At 65.6% G+C, this 19,913-nt stretch carries 19 protein-coding genes; 14 read left to right on the forward strand and 5 right to left on the reverse strand.

Annotated features, from left to right (window positions below; translation table 11 throughout):
• The first annotated feature begins 75 nt into the window (after nt 1-75).
• Complete coding sequence (locus tag GFS60_RS16890) at nt 76-819, forward strand: IclR family transcriptional regulator (RefSeq protein WP_159922902.1); 744 nt, start codon at nt 76-78, stop codon at nt 817-819.
• Here the strand turns inward: GFS60_RS16890 and GFS60_RS16895 are convergent.
• Together GFS60_RS16895 and GFS60_RS16900 are read right to left on the reverse strand one after the other, a co-directional pair.
• Nucleotides 782-1,975: a multidrug effflux MFS transporter gene (locus GFS60_RS16895; RefSeq protein WP_236603173.1), complete on the reverse strand. Its 1,194-nt coding sequence runs from the start codon at nt 1,973-1,975 to the stop codon at nt 782-784. The genes GFS60_RS16890 and GFS60_RS16895 overlap by 38 nt on opposite strands.
• Nucleotides 1,976-2,022: 47 nt before the next feature.
• A complete protein-coding gene (locus tag GFS60_RS16900) occupies nt 2,023-2,874 on the reverse strand; it encodes an alpha/beta fold hydrolase (protein ID WP_201453391.1) in 852 nt (283 codons plus the stop codon).
• A 102-nt stretch (nt 2,875-2,976) separates the two neighbouring features.
• Between GFS60_RS16900 and GFS60_RS16905 the strand changes: the two genes are divergently transcribed.
• The 13 genes from GFS60_RS16905 (at nt 2,977) to GFS60_RS16965 (ending at nt 14,878) form a co-directional block, all read left to right on the forward strand.
• A complete protein-coding gene (locus GFS60_RS16905) occupies nt 2,977-3,462 on the forward strand; it encodes a hypothetical protein (protein WP_236603174.1) in 486 nt (161 codons plus the stop codon).
• Nucleotides 3,459-3,878, forward strand: coding sequence for an acyl dehydratase (locus GFS60_RS16910; RefSeq protein ID WP_159922908.1), 420 nt, complete (start codon nt 3,459-3,461; stop codon nt 3,876-3,878). Before GFS60_RS16905 ends, GFS60_RS16910 begins: the two co-directional genes overlap by 4 nt.
• A 95-nt stretch (nt 3,879-3,973) precedes the next feature.
• Nucleotides 3,974-5,290 (forward strand): Rieske 2Fe-2S domain-containing protein, encoded by a 1,317-nt coding sequence (locus GFS60_RS16915; protein WP_159922910.1) that lies wholly within the window; start codon nt 3,974-3,976, stop codon nt 5,288-5,290.
• A gap of 124 nt (nt 5,291-5,414) precedes the next feature.
• Nucleotides 5,415-6,758, forward strand: coding sequence for a M20 family metallopeptidase (locus tag GFS60_RS16920; protein ID WP_159922912.1), 1,344 nt, complete (start codon nt 5,415-5,417; stop codon nt 6,756-6,758).
• Complete coding sequence (locus tag GFS60_RS16925; protein WP_159922914.1) at nt 6,758-7,711, forward strand: catechol 1,2-dioxygenase; 954 nt, start codon at nt 6,758-6,760, stop codon at nt 7,709-7,711. The genes GFS60_RS16920 and GFS60_RS16925 overlap by 1 nt, the downstream gene beginning before the upstream one ends.
• 37 nt (nt 7,712-7,748) lie before the next feature.
• Nucleotides 7,749-8,621, forward strand: a complete 873-nt coding sequence (locus GFS60_RS16930) for an alpha/beta fold hydrolase (protein ID WP_159922916.1) — start codon at nt 7,749-7,751, stop codon at nt 8,619-8,621.
• A 323-nt stretch (nt 8,622-8,944) separates the two neighbouring features.
• On the forward strand, nt 8,945-9,898 hold the full coding sequence (locus GFS60_RS16935; protein WP_236603175.1) for an ABC transporter substrate-binding protein: 954 nt from the start codon (nt 8,945-8,947) through the stop codon (nt 9,896-9,898).
• A complete protein-coding gene (locus GFS60_RS16940) occupies nt 9,895-10,710 on the forward strand; it encodes an ABC transporter ATP-binding protein (RefSeq protein ID WP_159922920.1) in 816 nt (271 codons plus the stop codon). Before GFS60_RS16935 ends, GFS60_RS16940 begins: the two co-directional genes overlap by 4 nt.
• Nucleotides 10,707-11,540, forward strand: a complete 834-nt coding sequence (locus GFS60_RS16945) for an ABC transporter permease (protein WP_159922922.1) — start codon at nt 10,707-10,709, stop codon at nt 11,538-11,540. The genes GFS60_RS16940 and GFS60_RS16945 overlap by 4 nt, the downstream gene beginning before the upstream one ends.
• 182 nt (nt 11,541-11,722) lie before the next feature.
• Nucleotides 11,723-12,733: an NAD(P)/FAD-dependent oxidoreductase gene (locus tag GFS60_RS16950; protein WP_159922924.1), complete on the forward strand. Its 1,011-nt coding sequence runs from the start codon at nt 11,723-11,725 to the stop codon at nt 12,731-12,733.
• A gap of 2 nt (nt 12,734-12,735) precedes the next feature.
• Nucleotides 12,736-13,056, forward strand: a complete 321-nt coding sequence (locus GFS60_RS16955; RefSeq protein ID WP_159922926.1) for a DUF362 domain-containing protein — start codon at nt 12,736-12,738, stop codon at nt 13,054-13,056.
• Nucleotides 13,056-13,895 carry an alpha/beta fold hydrolase gene (locus GFS60_RS16960; protein WP_159922928.1) on the forward strand — a complete coding sequence of 280 codons (840 nt, stop codon included), beginning with the start codon at nt 13,056-13,058 and terminating at the stop codon, nt 13,893-13,895. Before GFS60_RS16955 ends, GFS60_RS16960 begins: the two co-directional genes overlap by 1 nt.
• A gap of 89 nt (nt 13,896-13,984) precedes the next feature.
• The gene (locus tag GFS60_RS16965) at nt 13,985-14,878 is read left to right on the forward strand and encodes an IclR family transcriptional regulator (protein ID WP_159922930.1); all 894 of its coding nucleotides are present in this window, start codon (nt 13,985-13,987) and stop codon (nt 14,876-14,878) included.
• 25 nt (nt 14,879-14,903) lie between these two features.
• Here GFS60_RS16965 and GFS60_RS16970 read toward each other — a convergent pair whose 3' ends face one another.
• The 3 genes from GFS60_RS16970 to GFS60_RS16980 are packed head-to-tail and all read right to left on the reverse strand — an operon-like array spanning nt 14,904 to nt 19,805.
• Nucleotides 14,904-16,448, reverse strand: a complete 1,545-nt coding sequence (locus tag GFS60_RS16970) for an AMP-binding protein (protein ID WP_159922932.1) — start codon at nt 16,446-16,448, stop codon at nt 14,904-14,906.
• A gap of 40 nt (nt 16,449-16,488) precedes the next feature.
• A complete protein-coding gene (locus tag GFS60_RS16975; RefSeq protein ID WP_159922934.1) occupies nt 16,489-17,433 on the reverse strand; it encodes a quinone oxidoreductase family protein in 945 nt (314 codons plus the stop codon).
• Between the two features lie 53 nt (nt 17,434-17,486).
• Complete coding sequence (locus tag GFS60_RS16980; RefSeq protein ID WP_236603176.1) at nt 17,487-19,805, reverse strand: CaiB/BaiF CoA-transferase family protein; 2,319 nt, start codon at nt 19,803-19,805, stop codon at nt 17,487-17,489.
• Nucleotides 19,806-19,913: the final 108 nt, after the last annotated feature.

A 19,913-nucleotide genomic window follows, 5' to 3' on the forward strand; every position in this document is an offset into this window, starting at 1 on the left:
ACGGACGCGTCGGCAACCGCGCGTATGCTCGACTGACGGGTCCGCTGAGTGGACCGTGCCTGTCGGAGGATGTACATGAACGCGTCGTTGCTGGAGAAGGTGCGACTGCTACTCGACAGCTTCGATACGGAGTCCGGAGCGCTGTCGTTGACCGAGCTCTCGCGGCGGAGCGGGGTGGCGAAGGCGACCGTGTACCGCCTTGCCGGGGAGATGGTCGAGATCGGGTTCCTGGAGCGGGTGGGAACCGACTACCGGCTGGGACTGCGCCTCTTCGAACTCGGCCAGCTGGTCCCGACACAACGCATCATCCGGGATGCCGCGGTTCCGTTCATGCAGGACCTGCACACTCTCACCCTCGAGACGGTGCATTTGGCGATCCGGGACGGCCTCGACGTCATGTTCGTGGAGAAAATTTCGGGTCACCGCAGCGCCCCGCTCCCGTCGCGGGTCGCGGGCCGATTGCCGATCGAGGCCACGGCGACAGGCAAGGCGATCCTCGCGTACTCGCCGTCGAGCATGTTCGACGAGGTCGTCGCGCGTGGATTCGCTGCCCTGACCACTCGGACCGTTTCCTCTGCTCTCCGCCTTCGCCGGCAACTCGATCGGGTCCGGCAAGAAGGGTTCGCATTGGAGGTCGAGGAGGTCGGACTCGGTCTGACCAGTATCGCGGCACCCGTCTTCGCCGGCTCGATGGTGGTCGGTGCAGTCAGCGTGACCACCACGACGTCGCGGATGAACGTCGCGCGGACGGCGAAGCCGTTGACGGCCGCGGGTGCGAATATCAGTCGCGCCCTCCATGGCGTCGCGCGATCGGCCTGACACCGAACCCGAGCGCGAGAACGGCCAGGACAGCACAGCCGGTCATCGCGACGGCCACGGCCAGCGCGGTGTTTCCCAGGACGCCGACGACCGGAGCCACCACGGCCGCTGTGCCGAACTGCGCGAACCCGACGACTGCCGCCGCCGTGCCGGCCGCCTCGCCGTGCCGGGTCAACGCCAGAGCCGGCGCATTCGGCATCACGAAACCTGTCGCACACAGCAAGATCAGCACCGGTACCGCGAATCCCGCAAATCCCGCATCGCCATGGAGAGCCACCGCGATGAACACGACTCCCACGGTGACGCTGACGGCGAGCGCGACGATGCAGATGCGGGCGGGGGACCAGCGGTCCAGCAGCCGAACGTTGACCTGCGCCGCCCCGATCAGGACGACCCCGCCGGCCGCGAATGCCACTCCGTACACGGTCGGATCCAGTTCGAACTCCCTCTGCATGACGAATGAGGATCCGGCGATATACGCCCACAGGACCGCACGGCTCAGTCCACACACGAGGACGAGCGTCGTGAAGCGGCGATCGCGGACAAGCCGGGTGTAGGTCCGGAGTGCAGGGGCAAGTCCCCGTCGGCTCCGGTGCTCGGGCGGAAGCGTTTCGGGCAGTGCGACGGCACCGATCAGCATCAGCAGAGCCGCGAGCACGGCCAGCACGAGAAACACACCGTGCCACGACATGGTGGTCATGAGGAGTCCGCCGATGCTCGGCGCCAGGATCGGGGCCACACCCATGACCAGCATCAGATGGGAGAACATGACAGCGGCGGCACGACCTGAGAAGAGGTCCCGGACGACGGCGGTCGCGATGACCACAGTCGCCGCGGCACCCACCCCTTGGACTGTCCGGAACGCACCCAGCACCGTGATGGTCGGCGCGAAATAGCACGCCACGGACGCGACGACATGGACTGCCGTCCCCAGCAGGAGTGGACGCCGCCGACCGTAGCGGTCGGAAACCGGGCCGATTATCAGCTGTCCGAAAGCGAGACCGATCAGTGTTGCGGTGAGTGTCAGCTGCACCGTCGACTCCGAGGTCTCGAAGTCGACGGCGATGGCCGGTAGTGCCGGTAAATACATATCCACCGTGAAGGGGCCCAGTGCGGTGAGCACACCGAGGACGAGGACGAGCCGGATGCGTGTCATACCCGCGGGTGGTGCGGGGTGTAGCTCCGAGCAGGTGCTGCTCGTCGTCACGGGTGTCGCTGTTCGAGGAACCCCGTCACGAGGGAGTAATAGTCGTGCGGACGTTCCTCCTGCAGGTGGTGAGACGCGCGGTCCATCACGTAGAGGTGGCCGTGCTTGATCATTCGGGCCAGCATCAGCGGATAGTCCGGGGTCAGGAAGGCGTCGTGCATTCCCCACGCGAACAGAACCGGCGCCTCGATCATTCCGAGTTCGGTTGTCAGATCCTGCCAGTCCCCACGCGGATTGTCCGACGCCGCGGCCAGCGCCATCTCGTCGGGATCGAGACTTTGCCGGTACCGCATCTCGAGGGTCTCGTCGGGCAGCTGGTCTCCGTCGAACCATTCGAGGCGAGTGATCAGTTGCCGCATCTTCTCCCGGGTGGGACCGTCGCCGCCGTAGTACACGTCGCGGGCGTTGCGGCCACGACGGCCGTCCTCCGGCAAGGGGGCGAGCGGTCCGTAGAAGACCGGCATGCTTCCAGTGATCACCAGTGCACGTACCCGATCCGGGTACTTCGCCGCGAGATTCAGTGCGATCGTCCCGCCCCAAGAATTACAGACGAAATCCGCTCGGGCGATGCCGAGTTCGTCGAGGAGGGCGACCACCTTGGCGGCGTGGAAGTCCCACATCGGTCCGATGATGGTGCACTTGTCGGACTTGCCGTATTGGAGGATGTCGACGAGCACGGCTCGACGATCGTCGGCGAAGAGTGGTGCGACGGGACCGAAATCGGACCACGCGGTGCAGCCGGGGCCCCCACCGTGCAGAAAGATCGTGGGAAACCCCTCGCCCATGTCGTGATAATGGAATTTCACACCTGAGGCGGTGGCGTAGAGACTGTTCGGTGGATGTGCCATGAACACACCTGACCCGATCGGTGGCGGCGACGGAAGTATCTCGGTCCGCTGGACGGTCCGGGACCGTGGTGACGCCGCGACCCCCGGATCTAGTGTCCGCCCATGCGAACTGGACTCGATTCAGCCTTCGAACACGCCCACCGGATGATCGGTACCACCACGCGCCGCAACCTCGGGACGCTGAGAGCAGCAGAGTCCGTGGCATTCGCACGGGCGTCGGCGGAGCGCGATCCCCGATTTCTCGACCCCGGACGAGACGACTTCCAGGTCCACCCGATGTACCTGCCCAGTATTCTGCGAGGACCGGACGGCGCCGACAGCGAGGAGTATCGGCCCGACGGCATGTTCGCCGATGAGGTGCCCGGCACGGCGGGGCTGGACGTGCGCCTGCTGGCGGGAGGACAGAACATCGAGTTCTGTTCGGCTCCTCCGCTCGGCGAGCCCATCGAGGTCACCCGCACCGTGTGCGGTGTCGACCGGAAGGGCAGTGACGGCCGCGAGTTCCTACTGATCACCGTGTCCAAGACCTACCGCGTCACGGAATCGGTCACGTTGGCAATTGTCACGGAACGGTTCATCGTCCGATGACGCCCATTGGCCGATGGAAGGTCGGAGACGCTATCGAACAGGTTGCGCTGCAGTCTGATCCGATCCGAGTCTTACGTTTTGGTGCTGCCACGCACAACGCGCACCGCATCCACTACGACACCGACTATGCCCATGTCGAGGGCCTCCCCGAACCGGTGGTGATGGCCCAGTTGCAGGGGGTGCTGTTCTTCCGGGCGGCCTCCCATGTGGCCGGGGAGGGCGGTGCGGTGACGTCCGTGATGTGGCGCAACCGAGCACCCGCCCCCGTGGGGTGTGTCCTCACGGTCAGCGGAACTGTCACCCGTATCGAGGGTGACCGGATCGAGGTAGCCCTCGTCGAACACGCCGACGACGGGTCCTTGTGCGCGGAGGGTAGCGCGGTGATCACGACGACACTGCCATCTCGGCGACAGTGAACCCGGTCTGCTGAGCGAACCGGATTTGTTGAGGTACAGGGCAGTCGATCGGAAGATTCACTGCATCACTTGATCTCATCTCGAGAGGACTTCACATGACTGGTGTCGAGGCGCCGGAGAACCCGCAGGTTCTCCCGGAGAGGCCGCGCGCGGCCGGTCGGCAGGACTGGACCGCCTGGCCTCGATACAACGAGGCAGGCAGTGGTTACCGCGGATACTGGTATCCGGTGACGTGGGCGAACCACGTAACTGGTGATCCGACGAGCCACACGATCTGCGGCGAGAAACTCGCGCTCATCCGTGACGCAGGCAAAGTCTATGCACTGCACGACCGCTGCCCCCATCGTGGCGTCCCGCTGTCGGAGGGTGATCAGCAGTTCCCGGGAACCGTCAGCTGTCCCTACCATGGGTGGACGTTCCGACTCGCCGACGGCAAACTGGCCGCCGTCATCACCGACGGTCCGGACTCGAAGATCTGCGGCAAACTGTCCGTGCAGACCTACTCGGTGGAAGAACGCTTGGGCCTCGTCTGGGTGTATATCCCGATCGCCCACGAGCCCGTGCCGCCGATCGACGAACAGTTGCCCCGTGAACTCGTCGAGAACGAAGGCGTCGTCGGTGGCCGGATCCAACCCCGCGGCGGCAATTGGCGATTCGCGTGCGAGAACGGATTCGACGAAGGGCATGCGAAGTACTTGCACCGCACCGCATTGTGGCGGTTGTTCAAGCCGATGCCGACGTGGAATATCACGAGCATCGTCCCGGAGGGCAGGTGGATCTACCGGGTCCAAGAGGAAGTCTACTGGGAGGCCGACTTCCCCGGCGTCGGGAAGTGGACCAACAAGCGCTGGTGGAAGAAGAAGCCCGACGAGAGCCAGATCTCGCAGATCGGAAACGTCGGCGCCGGCCTGAAGGTGAATCCGGTGATCGCAGCCCAGAACTTCCCTGGCTTCGCATCGTTGTCGATGCCCGGTGTGCTGCGGATCGCCTATCCCAACTTCATCCACTACGAGTTCTATGTCCCTGTCGACGAGGATCATCACCAGTACGTCGGGCTTATGGTCAACTTCGAGACCGGGGTGAAGAGTCTCGGCTTCTACGCCAAATACCTCGGTGCGGTGCGGTGGTTGTTCCACGGCCAGTTCTCGGGACAGGACGAGTGGATGGTCAGCGTCACCGACGCTCCGCCGGAGAAGCTGTACCGACCCGACGTCTCGCTCACCACCTGGCGTAATCTCGCCGAAGAGGAGTACGGCGAAAAGATCTCGGCTGCAGCTGCGTTCGCGCCGCCAACACCTGATCGACCGGTTCGTGAGCGCCGCGCCTCCGCGGCGCGGAAGATTGCGCGGCCGGCTACATCCACCGAGTCGGCCAACGGGTCGAGCGCACCCGCCGCGGCCGACGCCGACTAGAGGAGAATTCGATGGTCAAGACTCTGACCGGCGTCACTTTCGGCGTCCTGCTCGCCACCGGCGTGCCGAGGGCATGGCGTTTTCTCGCCGCGCGCAGCAACACCCAGGTACACCGGATCAACTCGTGACGGCCGCGACCGCCACCCCGCTCGCCGGCCTCGACGTGCGGCGCCGCACCTGGACCGAACAGGCGTGGGCGACGGTCGACCGTGAGCGATTGCGGGAGCTGATCACCGGTCTGGTGGACATCGCCAGTCCGACCGGCGACGAAGCGCCACTCGCTCGGCACATCACGGAGACTTTCGCAGCCGGGGGTATCGAAGCGCACACGATGGATCTCGACGACCGCCAGGCCAACTCGTGGGCACGGCTGCGCGGTGACGGGTCGGGGCCGGACCTCATGCTGTACGCCCCGATCGACACCGTCACCAGTGGCAACAGCGAGGAAGACCTGCCCTGGGCGGCGGAGACGCTCCGCCCCGACATGACGGCGCGGGCCGACAGCCAGGGCGACTACGTCATCGGTCTCGGTGCGTCGAATCCCAAGGGGCACGCCGCCTGCGTCATGGCGGCGATCGAAGCAGTGCACGCGGCGGGAATACCGCTGACGGGTAACTTGATCGCGGCTTTCGGCGCCGGCGGGATGCCGACGAATCCTCGACCGGGCGTGGGAAACCCACGTCGCAATACCGGCCAGGGAGTGGGCTGTTCGTTCCTCCTCGAACAGGGAGTCTGGACAGATTTCGCGCTCATCGCCAAGCCAGGGTGGACGGTGTCCTGGGAGGAGGTGGGCCTGGCCTGGTTCGAAATCACGGTGCACGGCACCCACACCTACGTCGGATCCCGGCACCGATTGCCGTACCGCAACCCCGTCGCGCTGGCGGGTGCGGTGGCAGGACGCCTGGAACAATGGTTCCCGCAATACTCGCAGGCGCACCAGGATGGGCTGGTGCTGCCCCAGGGCATGGTCGCGAACATTCGGGGCGGGTGGGAGCGGACCGCCTCGTTCACCCCGGCTCAGGTGCGGATGATGGTGGATCTGCGTCTGAGCCCACGGACCACACCTACCGCCGCCAGACGCGAGTTGGTCGAGGCCGTGCGGCAGATTGCCGCCGAACTGGACGCCCGCATCGACGTCGAGCAGATCCTGTCGATCCCGGGCGAGACGTCGGACGAGCGGATGTGGCTCTGCCGCAGCGCCGTAGCGGCCTGGGAGGCGGTCGAGGGTCAACCGCACCGAGTGGTCCGCGACGGCAGTGGCGCCACGGACGCGAACATTCTGCGCAATCGTGGCATCCCGACCGTCCGCGTCGGCATGCCCAAGGTCGTGGACGCACCGTTCGAGATGGACTTCGCCATGGGCATGAACACCGTCGACCTTGCCGAGGCCGAGAAGCTGACCCGGTACCTGATCCGGGTCGCCGTCGACACGGTCACCCGCACACTCGAGGAAGTAGGAGCCGGCTGATGGCCGAGATCGTCTTGGGGGTGGGTGCTTCGCACAGCACCCTCATGAACACCCATTGGGAGGAAACGACACACAAAGCCGAGGCGGAACGCTTCCGGTCGGCGCTGTTCGCGGCGCGGGAACGGATTGCCGCGGCGCGGCCCGATGTAGTGATTCTCCTGGGGTCGAATCACTTCAGAGGATTCTGGCTCGACCTCATCCCGCCCTTTACACTCGGCGTGGGCGAATGCATCGCGAGCGGCGAGTCGGGTACCCCGAAGGGTCAACAGCGTGTCGACGTGGACCTGGCCGGGCACCTCGCCGCCCAAGTAGTGGAGAGCGGCCGATTCGATCTCGCGTACTCCGCTCGCCTGCAGATCGACCACGGTCAGTCGCATGCCATCCAGTACCTGCTGGCAGACATCGACGTGCCGATCGTGCCTTTGGTCGTCAACGTCTTCGCGCCACCGCTGCCGACCTTCGGGCGCTGTGAGGCTCTCGCACACGCGCTTCGCGAGGCGATCACCTCGTATCCGTACGACAAACGGGTGGTCGTGATCGCGTCCGGTGGTCTGTCGCACCGGCTGCCGTGGCCGGACTGGCGTGACCCGCACGGTGAGAACGACGACTTCATGGTGCAGGCCTGGCTCGACGGTCGCGAGAACTGGTCGGACTACGACGTGCGCCGGCGGGAGATCATCCGTGCGGCCGAGGCGGCCATCTCACCGGAGTTCGACGACCGGATACTCGATCTCTTCGAGACCGGCAAGGCGGCCGAACTCGCGGAATTCTCGACCGACGAGGTCGACACCGAGGCAGGTAACGGTGCGCAAGAACTCCGCACCTGGCTCATGATGGCCGCGATGGTGAACTATGTTCCCGCGGAACGCCTCGCCTATGAGCCGATGCCGGAATGGCTCACGGGGATGGGCGTCGTCGTCCTCGATCCGACCACACGGGCGCTCGCGCCGTAATTTCCTCAACTCTCTACTCCCGACAAAGGACACAGACATGACAATTTGGAATGAACTCGCCGGACTCGACTTCGCGGTGAAGACGGTCGATGCAGCCGGAATTCCCACCCGGTCGCTACAGGCCGGCACAGGCGAGGAGGCGGTGATCTTCCTCCACGGCACCAGCGGCCACCTCGAGGCCTTCGCGCGTAACATCGCCGCACACGCTCCGTACTACGAATGCCACGCGATCGACATGCTGGGCCACGGCTACACGGGCAAACCGGACTACCCGTACGAAATTCCGCGCTATGTAGAACATCTCGTGAACTATCTCGACGCGGTCGGGTTGGACAAGGTGCACCTCGTAGGAGAATCGCTGGGCGGCTGGGTCGCCGCGTACCTCGCCAGTGAACAGCCCGAGCGAGTGCTGTCGCTGCAATTGCTCGCCGCCGGAGGCACCGTCGCAAACCCCGACGTGATGCAGCGCATTCGCACCTCGACCACCAAGGCCGTCCAGAGCGATGACATCGAACTGACCCGGGCCCGGCTGCACCTACTGATGCACGATCCGGTCGACGCTACCGAGGAACTGGTGGAGGCCCGGCACCGGATCTACCATCAGCCTGACTTCGTCGCGAACATTCACAATCTGCTGTCGCTGCAGGACATGGACACGCGCCAGCGAAATCTGCTCCGGCCCGATCGGCTCGCGCGCATCCAGGCACCGACACTGGTCGTATGGGGCCACGACAACCCGTTCGGTGACGTGCCCGAGGCCGAGAAGATGGCCGCGGACATCGCCGGTGCGCAGCTGCAGCTGTATCCGGAATGCGGTCACTGGCCCCAGCACGAGCAGGCGGCACTGTACAACCCCCTGAGCCTGGAGTTCCTGGCGAAGGCATCGGCGCGCGCGAAGAGCGTCGTCTGACCGGAGCCGACAGCATCACCGCGAAGCCGGCCGCGTCCTCGGGCGTGGCCGGCTTCATGCATTCGAAGGGCCGGGTGGCTTGTGGTCATCGCGGCGGCGGCCCTAACCGGAGCGCCGATTTGTTTCCTTTGCGTTTCGAACAAGTCGCTCCTACCAGCCGCTATGTTCCCCGCAGGTAAGTTTTGCGGCCCGGTCCGCACGGTGGACCCGGTTGATTCACCCCGCACCGAGGTGCCATTAGGTTTCTCACCACAACGCCACGATGAGGCCTGGATCACAAGAGGAGATGTACGAGCATGGCTTGGAGATCGATACTCGGCAGGGTGACACTTGCCTCAGCGGCGGTGATCCTCACAGTCACGACCGGGGCGTGCAGCCGTCCCGCCACGCAGTCCGTCGCCGACGCCGCCGGCGGCCCACTCCGGATAGCCGTGGGTATCGACGCGTCGTACGCGCCCTTCTTCGTCGCCGACGAGGAGGGCATGTTCGCCGATGCCGGCCTCGACATCGAGCTGGTGCAGTTCGGCCGAGGTGGCGAAGCCGTCGACGCGCTGGCTTCCGGCCAGGTCCAGCTGGCCGGCAGTTCGGACACCACGACGATCGCGCAGCTACGCCAGAATCCTTCCCTGCGGGCGATGTACTCGTACGAGGTGTCGGGCGACTACCTCAAGGTGGTGTTGCGCAACGGGGTCGACACGGCCGCCGACATCCGCAAGATGGGCATCGTCCCGGGGCTGAGCCAAATCTCGACCGACAAGTACCTCGCTTCCAACGGAATTCCCGCAGACTCGGTCGAGATGGTCTCCGCCACTCCCACAGACATGCCGGCGCTCCTGGATCGGGGCGACATCGACGGATACGTCCTCTGGGAACCGTGGCCGGCCACCGCACTCGCACAGGGCAGCGGGCACGTCGCAGCCGTCACCGGAGACTTCGACTGGTTCTACCACCACTGGGCGATCACGACCGAGCCCTGGCTCGACAAGAACGAAACCACCGCCCGTGCGATTGCCCAGGTGCTCGTCGACGCCACCGCGCGGGTGGAGTCCGATCCCCGAACTGCCGCCGCCGCGACGAGGAAAGCCGTCAACGTCGCCGATGACCAGACGATCACCGCGGTCGACGAAATCGACTTCGGCGTCGAGAACCTGACCGACAAGAGCATCGAGTCCGCACAGTCGATCGTCGACTTCTACAGGAAGATCGGCGTTCTCTCCGAGCAGCCGGATCTGGCCTCGGCCATGCTGCTCGATTGGTACCAGGAGGAGAAGAAATGACCGCAACCACAGACAGGACAGTTACGGGTGTGCCCGTCGAGGTCCGCGATCTGGGCATCAGTTTCGGAGCTGCCGAGATCGTGTCGGGAATCGACCTCGAGGTGCGACCGGGTGAGTTCGTGTGCCTGCTCGGCCCGTCGGGGTGCGGCAAGTCGACACTGCTCTCCGCGATGGCCGGCTTCATCGAGCCCGGCGCCGGCGAGATCACGTGCGATGGCGACGAGGTGAACGGCAGCAACCCACACGCCGGCATGGTCTTTCAGAGTTCCGAGGCACTGTTCGAGTGGATGACCGTGACCCAGAACGTCGCGTACGGGCCCAGGATGCACGGCGCCGGCAAGGCCGAACAGGCGCGCATCGCCGCCGAGTACCTCGCGATGGTCGGTCTCCCACATGCGGGGAAGAAGTTCCCGGCACAACTGTCGGGCGGTATGCGGCAACGCGTTCAGATCGCGCGAGTTCTGGCCAACCAACCGTCGCTGGTGTTGATGGACGAACCCTTCGGCGCGCTCGACGCGCAAACGCGGCAGGTCCTGCAGGTCGAGCTCGACAGAATCTGGCGGCACACCGGGTGCACCGTCGTGTTCGTCACTCATGACATCGACGAGGCCTTGACGCTCGCCGACCGTGTCGTGGTGATGTCGGCCGGACCCAAGGCGCGAATCAAGAGCATCTACGAGGTGCACGCACAGCGTCCGCGGGACAGGGCGCATCCCGACGTGATCGACATGTACGAGAAATTGCGTGACGACATCCGCGCCGAGGTCGTGGCGTCACTCCGCAACCAAGGCATCGAGGAGGACCAGCTATGACCACAGTGGTACAGAACACCGTCCACACCCGCGGCGAACGAGTGCAACCGGCCCGAAAGAGACGGTCGAGCGCAGGTGGGGCCGCCGTGCGCACGGCGGCGCTGTGGGTCGCGTCCGCGGTCATCGGTCTGGGGGTGTGGTCGTTTCTTGCCTGGTGGTACGGACCGACGACCATCGCCTCTCCTGTTCAAGTGGTCACAGCAGCGAGGGAACTGGCGGAAAGCGGTGTCCTCTGGACCTCGATCTGGGCGTCTGCTCAGCGCATTCTTGTCGGGTGGAGTCTCGGCGTCGTGATCGGCGCACCCGTCGGCATTCTCATGGGCCGCGTCAACCTCGTGCGTCAACTGCTCGATCCGTATATCGAATTCTTCCGGTTCATTCCCCCGATTGCGTTCGTGACGTTGGCCGTGGTGTGGTTCGGGATCGGTGAGACGTCCAAGATCGTGCTGATTTTCTACACGTCGGTGTTCATCGTCACCGTGAGCACGATTGCCGCGACCGTCGCGATCAGCGAGAACAAGCTGCAGGCCGCCGCCAACCTGGGGGCAGGCAAACTGCAGATCATGAAGACGGTTGTGTTGCCGTCGTCGGTACCGGGCATCGTCACCGGCGCCCGCCTCGCGATGGGCAACAGCTTCCTGACCATCGTCTCAGCCGAGATCGTGGCAGCCGATCACGGCATCGGTTCGATGATCTGGCAGGCCCGGAACTACGGGCGCATCGACTGGACTTTCGTGGGCATCATCGTGCTCGGAATCATGGGCTTTCTGTTCGATCGTGTCCTGAGACTGTTGTCGGGCCGATACCTGACCCGGTACGGGGTCAAGTAGTAGTCCTTCGCCGGCCCGGGTGCACATAAGCACTGGGTGACAACAGAATTCGAGTACAGGCGGGTCCGCCGGCATGGTGTCGGTCGACCCGCCTTTCCATGTTCATGGGCAGGGCCGAACACAGTCTGCTGACCGGACCGGTTTCATTTATCCGGTGGCGCAACATGATTAGCGTTGCCGGCATGAACGCTTCGCTCAACGCGTCGACCGGCACGGACCTCGACGTCGACATTCTCATTATCGGTGCCGGCCCCGCCGGTCTCTACGGTGCGTACTACGCCGGCTTCCGCGGACTCCGCGTCGCCGTTCTCGACGCTCTGTCCGAGCCCGGTGGCCAGGTGAGCGCGATGTACCCGGAGAAGGCGATCCTCGACATCGCGGGCTTTCCATCCGTCAAAGGGCGAGATCTCGTGAATGGATTGCTCGCGCAGGCCGCGCCGTTCGACCCGGCATATCTGCTCGGCGAGCAGGCCCGGTCACTGGAACACACCGAGGACGGACGTGTCGTGATCGGGACGAGCAAAGGTCGCACCGTCACCGCCGGTGCGGTCGTGATCACCGGCGGGATCGGGACATTCACGCCGCGCCCTCTGGTGAAGGGACAGGAATTCGTCGATCGCGGTCTCAGCTACTTCGTGCCCGACCTGTCCGCGCACACCGGTAAGGACGTGGTGATCGTGGGCGGCGGCGACAGCGCCTTCGACTGGGCGGTCCATCTCGAGCCGATCGCGTCGTCGGTGACCTTGGTGCATCGTCGCGACAAGTTCCGTGCACACGCGGCGACGGTGACGAAGGTCCGCGAGAGCACCGTGCGCATGCTGGTCAATGCGGACATCGCCGCAGTCCGCGGCAACGGCTGGGTCGCAGAGGTGGACGTCGCGCACAAACTCGACGAGACCACCACGACACTGCCGGCGCAATCCGTCATCGCCGCTCTCGGATTCACCGCCGACCTCGGGCCGATGACGGAGTGGGGACTCGAAATCGATTCGCGTCACATCGTCGTCAATACCCGAATGGAGACGATCGTGCCGCGCGTGTATGCGGCCGGTGACATCACCGACTACCCGGGGAAGGTCCGGCTCATTGCCGTCGGATTCGGCGAGGCCGCGACCGCGGTCAACAACGCCGCGGCCGTCCTCGATCCGGATGCAGAGATCTTCCCGGGTCATTCCACCGAAAAGGAGAGCTGACAATGGCATTCGTCATAGGCGAGGCGTGCATCGACTACATGGACCGCTCCTGCATGGAGGAGTGCCCGGTCGATTGCATCTACGAGGGTGAGCGCAAGCTCTACATCAATCCGAACGAGTGCATCGACTGCGGCGCCTGCGAACTCGCCTGCCCGGTCGAGGCGATCACGGTCGATCGGAAGGCAGACCCCGACTTCAAGGAGGACGGGAAGCGTTTCTTCCTCGAGGTTCTGCCGACCCGGGCGGAACCGGTCGGCAATCCGGGCGGCGCCGCGAAGATCGACGTGATCGGCGTGGACACACCCATGGTCGCGGCTTACTGATGGCGATACGGTTCGGCTACGCCGACACGTCGTTCGGGCAATTGCACTATGCGGAATCGGGCAGTGGGCGGCCGCTCCTCCTGCTGCATCAGACTCCGCGGTCCTGGGACGAGTTCCGTGAGTTGATCCCGCTCCTGGACGACGAGTTTCGCGTTCTCGCTCTGGACATGGTGGGGTTCGGAGCGAGTGCGTCCCTCGCTGCGCCGCAGACGATCGAGTCGTTCGCCGACGCCGCCTGGGAATTTCTCGACGCCGTGAACGCCGGACCGGTGGCGGTCCTCGGTCATCACACCGGCGCCGCGGTCGCGATGGAGATGGCTGCCGGCCGCCCCGGTGAGGTCGATGCTGTGGTGTTGTCCTCCTGCCCGTGGACGGAGGGGAGTGACCGTAACGACGAATCGGGTTCGGGAGGCGTGGACCGCGCCGTCCGTGAACCCGACGGCAGCCACCTGCAGACCCTCTGGAATTTGAGACGACCGTATTACCCGGCCCCGGTGACGAATTTGCTCGACCGCTTCCTGCGCGACGCCCTTGCGTACGGTGTCGATCCGGCCGAGGGACACCGCGCCTGCGCTCGCTACCTCATGGCGGACCGCATCGGAGCGGTCAGGGCACCGGTGCTCTTGCTCGCCGCCGGCGCAGACCCGTTCTCGATGCCCCACGTACCAATGTTGAGGAAGGGCCTTACCGGGGCACGGGTTGTGCGTGAAGAGGTGATCGAGGACGGGACCGTTGCGTTGATCGAGCGTGAGGCACCGCGGGTGGCCGCAGCGGTCCGGTCCTTTCTGAACTCACCGGACGTTCGGGCCGTACCCGAAGATCTGAGACGGGTCCGGTGACCGGACCCAATCCCGTGCGTCTCGCCGACGTCCGGCCCTAGCGTGGCTGTGAACGGGACGAATGCCCCGCCGATCGCCAGGAGGCAGCAGTGACTACAGAGGCGCAGCATTCGGTCGGCCTCGGCCACGTCGTACCGATCCCGTCGGCACACCGTGCTGTGGGACAGGACATGTCGTCCGTTCTCGGCAAGGCGCGGCTCATTCTCGACGCGTTCGGGAGTGAGCACAGCGACCTCTCGCTCACCGAGCTCGCACGTCGAAGTGGTGTCGCGAAGGCGTCCGTGCACCGGCTGGCCGGTGAACTCGTCGAATGGGGGCTCCTCGAGCGGGCGGGCACGAAGTACCGCTTGGGCCTGCGGCTGTTCGAACTCGGACAGCTCGTCCCCCGGCAGCGCATCCTGCGTGACGCCGCCCTGCCGTACATGGAAGACCTGCTGCTGGCAACGCAGGAGACGGTGCATTTCGCGGTACGGGACGGAATCGACGTGCTCTACATCGAGAAGATCGTCGGACACCGCGGATTGCAACAGCAGTCGCGGGTGGCGGGCCGATTGCCGCTGTACTGCACCGCGACCGGAAAGATGATCCTGGCGTTTTCACCGCAGTCGGTGTTCGACGAGGTGATCGAGCAGGGATTCACAGCCCTCACCACCCGCACCACGATGTCGGTCGCGGTCCTGCGCCAGCAACTCGACCGCATGCGCAACGAGAAACTTGCAGTCGAAGTCGAAGAGACCCGCATCGGTTACATGAGTGTTGCGGTGCCGGTGTTCAGCGGACCCCGAACCCTCGCCGGTGCCCTGTCGGTAACAGGTCCGACGGCGCGGCTCAACGTCAGCCGGGTCACCGGTGCACTACGAACCGCGGGCATTGGAATTTCCCGAGCACTGCACGCGATGCGCTGCGGATATTCGGCGACCGACATCTCCGGCGGCGAGCCGTGCACGCCCGCGATGTGCTCGTTCAACGGGTGCGGCCGCTAACCGGTAGTTCGAGGCGGTTGCCGGGTCACCGGGACGGGACGGCGTCGGCATCCCAGGTGTTGCTGCCGACCCCACGCGCACGAAGTACTTCCTTACGGACCTTGCCGGTCTCCGTCAACGGAAGCTCACCGACGAAATCGATGAATCGCGGCAGAGCAAAGTACGCCAGCTGGTGTGCCGCATGGTGGCGTAAGTCGAGGGGGCTCGACTGTATTCCGTACCGGAGGACCACAGCAGCCATCACCTCGTCCTCGGCGAGTTCCGAGGGCACGGGGAATACCGCGACCTGCTCTACCGCCGGATGCCGGGACAGCGCCTCCTCGACCTCGGCCGAGGAGATGTTCTCGCCGCGCCGACGAATCACGTCGCGCGCCCGATCGACGAACCGATACCAACCGTCGGATTCCCGGACCACCCGGTCACCGGTGTAGAACCAGTCGCCCACCCCGCGCGCATGCTCGGAGAGGTATCCAGTGGCAAATCCTCCGGGAAGGTCTGTGCGGACGACCAGTTCGCCGGCGACACCGTCCACGACGGTGGCACCTGCGTCGTCGACGACCTTCGCGTCGTAGCCCTCGCGCACGATTCCGAGATAGCCGGGACGGCGGTCGCCGGGGACAGTTCCGAGGACGAGATTCGTTTCGGTGGTGCCGTAGCCGTCGACGAGTTCGACGCCGAAACGCTCACGAAAGGGGGCCCACAGGCGGGCCGGCGTCGCCGGTGCCAGGGCACGGGTGGCTCGGTGCTTCTTGTCTTCCAGGCCGGGTTCCCTGCCGGTGAGCATCGCGACCATCGCACCGAGCAGGTAGATCACCGTGGCGTCGCTGTCGGCCACCTGCTGCCAGTACCGACGCACCGAGAAATGCTCGCCGAGCACGAATGTTCCTCCCGCAACCAGCGCCTGGAACAGTGTGTTGAGCGCATTCGTGTGGAACAGGGGAAGGCCGTTGTACAGGACATCGTCGGGCCCGAGCCCCAGGGACGCTCCCACTCCCGCTCCCCACCAGAGTGATTGAGCATGAGGGCAGCGCACACCTTTCGGCGGACCGGTCGTCCCGGACGTAAACAACACCACCGCCGTGTCGAGTGCGGTCACCGCGGGGTCGGCCGCTCGCCCGGGAATTCGGCGGTCATCCGGCCCGGGAACGGACGACGTGCCGAGTACCCACTTTTCACCGGTGAACCGAGTCTGGTCGAGCCGGGGCAGGAAGGCCGGGTCGATCAACAGGTGGCGCGCCCCGGACTGCTCGAGCACGCTGTCGAGGGCGGCGCCACGCAATGCTGTATTCAGTGGAACCGTGACCGCTCCGAGCCAACTACACCCGAGCAGCAGGTCGATCAATTCGATGCGGTTGGCACATATCGCGGCCACCGCGTCACCCCGGCATATTCCGCGCCGCGAGAGCTCCTCGGCAGTCATTGCGGCACGCTGCACGAGTTCACGATAGGACACCTCCATGTCCCCGGCCCGGACGGCGAGATGATCACCCCGCTCGGTGGCACGCTGGGCGAGCAGAGACGGAATCGTCATCGCCGCCGGCAGGGGCAGAGAATCGGATTCGGGCGTCACGGGTGTCACCTTCCTTCGGCGAACATGCGATGGAGGCCGGTCACGGGATGACTACCGCGCGGCCGGCGACCTTCCCTTCCCGCATCATCTGCAGTGCGAACGCGATGTCGTTGAGCGGAAACTCCTGAACCGCCATTCCGATCTCGCCCTCGACGAGACGCCGGATGAGGTCGGGTGCGAGTTCTGCCTGTCGTGCACTCTTGCGAATCATGTTGACCGGCAGCAGTTGAACATCTCTGAGCAGCCAGTTCGGCAGATCGATCGGAAGTTCGGTCCCCAGCGTGTACCCGATCAGTGCGGCCCGCCCGCCCGGTACGATCCGCTCGAGCAGGTAGGGCAGCGAGTCGCCGCCGAGGGTATCGACGAGCACGTCCGCCACTGGATCAGGTCCAAGGGCGTCGGCCAGTTCAGATCCGCGGCCGACGACCGGTCGAACACCGTTGGGCACGAGCGGTACCTGATCCGCTCGCGGCACCACACCGATCACGTCGGCGCCCGCGAGAAGCGCGAATTGTGCCGCCATGGACCCGACCGCGCCGGCGGCTCCGGACACGACGACCCGCTCACCGGCGGTGACGCGGGCGACGTCGTGGACCGCGACGAAACCGGTTGTGCTCGGGAGGAAGAACGTGGCCGCGATCGCCGGTTCGAGGGCGGAATTAAACGGCGTGAAGACCTTGTCGGCGGCCACGACATACTCGGCCCAGCAGCCGGGTTTGAAGAGGCCGACTCCGCCTCCCCGCACCAGCACCCGGGTACCGGCGTCGAAGATATCCGATTCGATCACCGTGCCGGCCCCGTCGGTACCTCCGACGTGTGGCAGCGCCGGCTTGATGTCGAAGTTCCCGCTGCCGACGGTGAGATCGAGGTGCCCCAGTGCCGCCGCGTCGATCCGGACGAGGGTCTGTCCGGATTCTCGGGTCGGCACCTCGACGTCGTCGATGATCGGGTCGTGGCCGAATGTGTGAAAGCGGGCTGCGCGCATGGTCTGTCCTTCGGGAGTGATGTCGAGTGGAAAGCCGGATCGAAGTGACCGGCTCAGGTGAGAACCGAGTCGGCTCGCAGCCGCGACACGGCCTCCGCGGAGTAGCCGGTGACCTCGCGGAGTACGGCATCGGTGTCCGCGCCCAGCACCGGCGCCGGTCGCCGGATCGTGACGGCTTTCCCGACCCGGATCGGAGCGCCCTGGTGGAGAAAGGTTCCCGCACGGGGATGGGCGGCGGGCACGTAGTAGCCGCGGGCACGCAGGTGAGCATCGGCTTCGACGAGATCCCGTCCGTTCTGTACGGTCCCGGCGGGAACACCCGCGTGCTGGAGCTGCTCGGTGACGAGATCGGCCGGTAGCGGCAACGTCCAGGCTGTGATCGCCGCCGCGATGTCGGCCTCGTGCGCCCGTCGCCCACCGGGTGTGCGGAAACGCTCGTCCGTCGCCCATTCCGGGCGGCCGATTACCGCGCACAAGCGAGTCCAGTCCGCGTCGTCACGAACGGTGATCGCGCACCAGCGGTCGGGTCCGAGGCAGCGGAAGACGCCGTGGGGAGACATGTCGGGATGGGCGTTGCCGAGCGGAACCGGGCGTTGTCCGGCGCCCGTCGCCTGCACCACACTGGTGCCCATGTGTGATGCCATCGCCTCGAGCTGGGAGAGATCGATGTGCTGACCGCGACCGGTGCGTTCTCGGTGCTCGAGGGCGGCGAGAACGGCTGCGGCGCCGTGTAATCCTGCGACTATGTCGCCATGACCGTAGATCACTCCGACGACGTCATCGGAGCTCCATCCTGTGAGAGCGGTCAGTCCAGTGGCGGCGGAGACGATGTCCGCGTAGGTGACCCAGTCGCGTCGCGGTCCGGTGTGGCCGGTCCCCGACATGGACACGTACACGATGTCCGGGCGTAGGGAGCGCAGCCGTTCGTACCCGAAGCCCATCTTCTCCATCACCGAGGAACTGAAGTTTTCGACCACCACGTCGGACTGCGCGACGAGGTCGGCGAGCACGGCCAGCCCTGCCTCGGAACGAGTGTCCAGGGTGATGCTGCGCTTGTTCCTGTTGACGTCGTTGAAGTACCCGCTGGTGTTCGGGTCGTCGTGTGGCCCGCGGGACAGGTGCATGAACGGCGCGAACCGGGTGGGGTCCGGTCGGCCCGAAGACTCGACCTTGATGACGTCGGCGCCGTGGTCCGCCAGGATCTGAGTGCAGTAGGGACCGGCGAGAACCCAGGTGAGGTCCAGGACCCGGACGCCCGACAGGGGGAGCAGGTCCGGTTCTGACTCGGCCGCGGTCGGTTCGCGACGTTCCGGTTCCGACTCGTCGAGGAGGAACTGGTGCGCACCGATCGGCGGAACCGGCAGAGCCTGGGTCCTCGCTCCTTCCAGGAAGGGGAAGGAGAAGCCCAGATCCCGCACGGTGGTCCCTGCCTCGTCGACGTCGACGAAGAAGTCGCGTTCTCGGAGTTGGGGATTCGACAACAGTTCGTCCGGCCGGACGACGGCAGACCACGGCAGCTTGCGTTGCTGCGCCGCCTGCGCGAAGTCCTCCTTCGGCCACTTGTCCAGGAAACGCTGCAGCACGGCGAAGATGTGGTCCTGGTGCGCTTTACGCTCGATGGGGTCAGCCCATTTCGGTTCGTCCAGATCCTCCTGGGCGCCCTCCTCGACCAACCAGGAGACAAGTGCATCCCACATCCGGGGACTTCCGCCGAGCCCTCCACCGACGTAGCCGTCGGCGGCCCGGAACAGGCCGTGCGGCACCAGCGGGTGCACCCGGCCGGGGCGGTCGGGGACGCGATCCTCATGGAGATAGGCGAGGGCGCCGGCCTCCAGCCCGGCCGCCACGCATTCCTGTGCGGAGACGTCGATCTGGGGGACCGGTCCTCGACGCCGCGTCCGGAGACCGAGCAACACCGCGATCGCGGCGTTCACTCCTGCGAGTTGTTCAGCCTGGCCCTGAGGAAGAGACAGCGGGGGCCCATCGGGTTCACCCACCTGGGCGAGCATCCCGCCGAGGGCCGCGAGCGTCAGGTCGGTGGCGCACCACTGCCGTCGCGGACCTTCGAGGCCGAAGGGTGTGACTCGGACGTGCACCGGGCCCGGTGCCGGCTCGATCGGCTCCTCGCCGACGGCGCTGCCATCGAGATAGACGTCCGATCCGGCCACCAGTCGCGCCAGTTCCGCACGGCCCGCGGTTGTTTCGAGGTCGATAGCAACGGACTTCTTCCCGGCGTGCCAGTGTGAAAATGCGTGTCCGTCGAGTTCCCGTCGCGTCGGATCGCCCTCCGGCGGTTCGACCAGAATGACCTCGTATCCCAATCCGACCAGGATGCGGCCGGCGAATCGGCTCAGCGGGCTGGACAACTCCATTACGCGAATTGCGCTTTCCACCAGAAGAACTCCGTTTCTTTGTTCCCAGCGGGCGGCCGCCCGTTCACTGAAACCGAACCTACGTCGCGGTCCCGTACCAGTGAATCG

Source organism: Rhodococcus sp. WAY2, assembly GCF_009859915.1.
GTDB lineage: Bacteria > Actinomycetota > Actinomycetes > Mycobacteriales > Mycobacteriaceae > Rhodococcus_F > Rhodococcus_F oxybenzonivorans.

Bases quoted from the DNA above. Each gene is read 5' to 3' on its own strand.
- GFS60_RS16890 (WP_159922902.1), top strand. From the start codon at position 76: ATGAACGCGTCGTTGCTGGAGAAGGTGCGACTGCTACTCGACAGCTTC.
- GFS60_RS16895 (WP_236603173.1), bottom strand. From the start codon at position 1,975: ATGACACGCATCCGGCTCGTCCTCGTCCTCGGTGTGCTCACCGCACTG.
- GFS60_RS16900 (WP_201453391.1), bottom strand. From the start codon at position 2,874: ATGGCACATCCACCGAACAGTCTCTACGCCACCGCCTCAGGTGTGAAA.
- GFS60_RS16905 (WP_236603174.1), top strand. From the start codon at position 2,977: ATGCGAACTGGACTCGATTCAGCCTTCGAACACGCCCACCGGATGATC.
- GFS60_RS16910 (WP_159922908.1), top strand. From the start codon at position 3,459: ATGACGCCCATTGGCCGATGGAAGGTCGGAGACGCTATCGAACAGGTT.
- GFS60_RS16915 (WP_159922910.1), top strand. From the start codon at position 3,974: ATGACTGGTGTCGAGGCGCCGGAGAACCCGCAGGTTCTCCCGGAGAGG.
- GFS60_RS16925 (WP_159922914.1), top strand. From the start codon at position 6,758: ATGGCCGAGATCGTCTTGGGGGTGGGTGCTTCGCACAGCACCCTCATG.
- GFS60_RS16930 (WP_159922916.1), top strand. From the start codon at position 7,749: ATGACAATTTGGAATGAACTCGCCGGACTCGACTTCGCGGTGAAGACG.
- GFS60_RS16940 (WP_159922920.1), top strand. From the start codon at position 9,895: ATGACCGCAACCACAGACAGGACAGTTACGGGTGTGCCCGTCGAGGTC.
- GFS60_RS16945 (WP_159922922.1), top strand. From the start codon at position 10,707: ATGACCACAGTGGTACAGAACACCGTCCACACCCGCGGCGAACGAGTG.
- GFS60_RS16950 (WP_159922924.1), top strand. From the start codon at position 11,723: ATGAACGCTTCGCTCAACGCGTCGACCGGCACGGACCTCGACGTCGAC.
- GFS60_RS16955 (WP_159922926.1), top strand. From the start codon at position 12,736: ATGGCATTCGTCATAGGCGAGGCGTGCATCGACTACATGGACCGCTCC.
- GFS60_RS16960 (WP_159922928.1), top strand. From the start codon at position 13,056: ATGGCGATACGGTTCGGCTACGCCGACACGTCGTTCGGGCAATTGCAC.
- GFS60_RS16975 (WP_159922934.1), bottom strand. From the start codon at position 17,433: ATGCGCGCAGCCCGCTTTCACACATTCGGCCACGACCCGATCATCGAC.
- GFS60_RS16980 (WP_236603176.1), bottom strand. From the start codon at position 19,805: ATGGAGTTGTCCAGCCCGCTGAGCCGATTCGCCGGCCGCATCCTGGTC.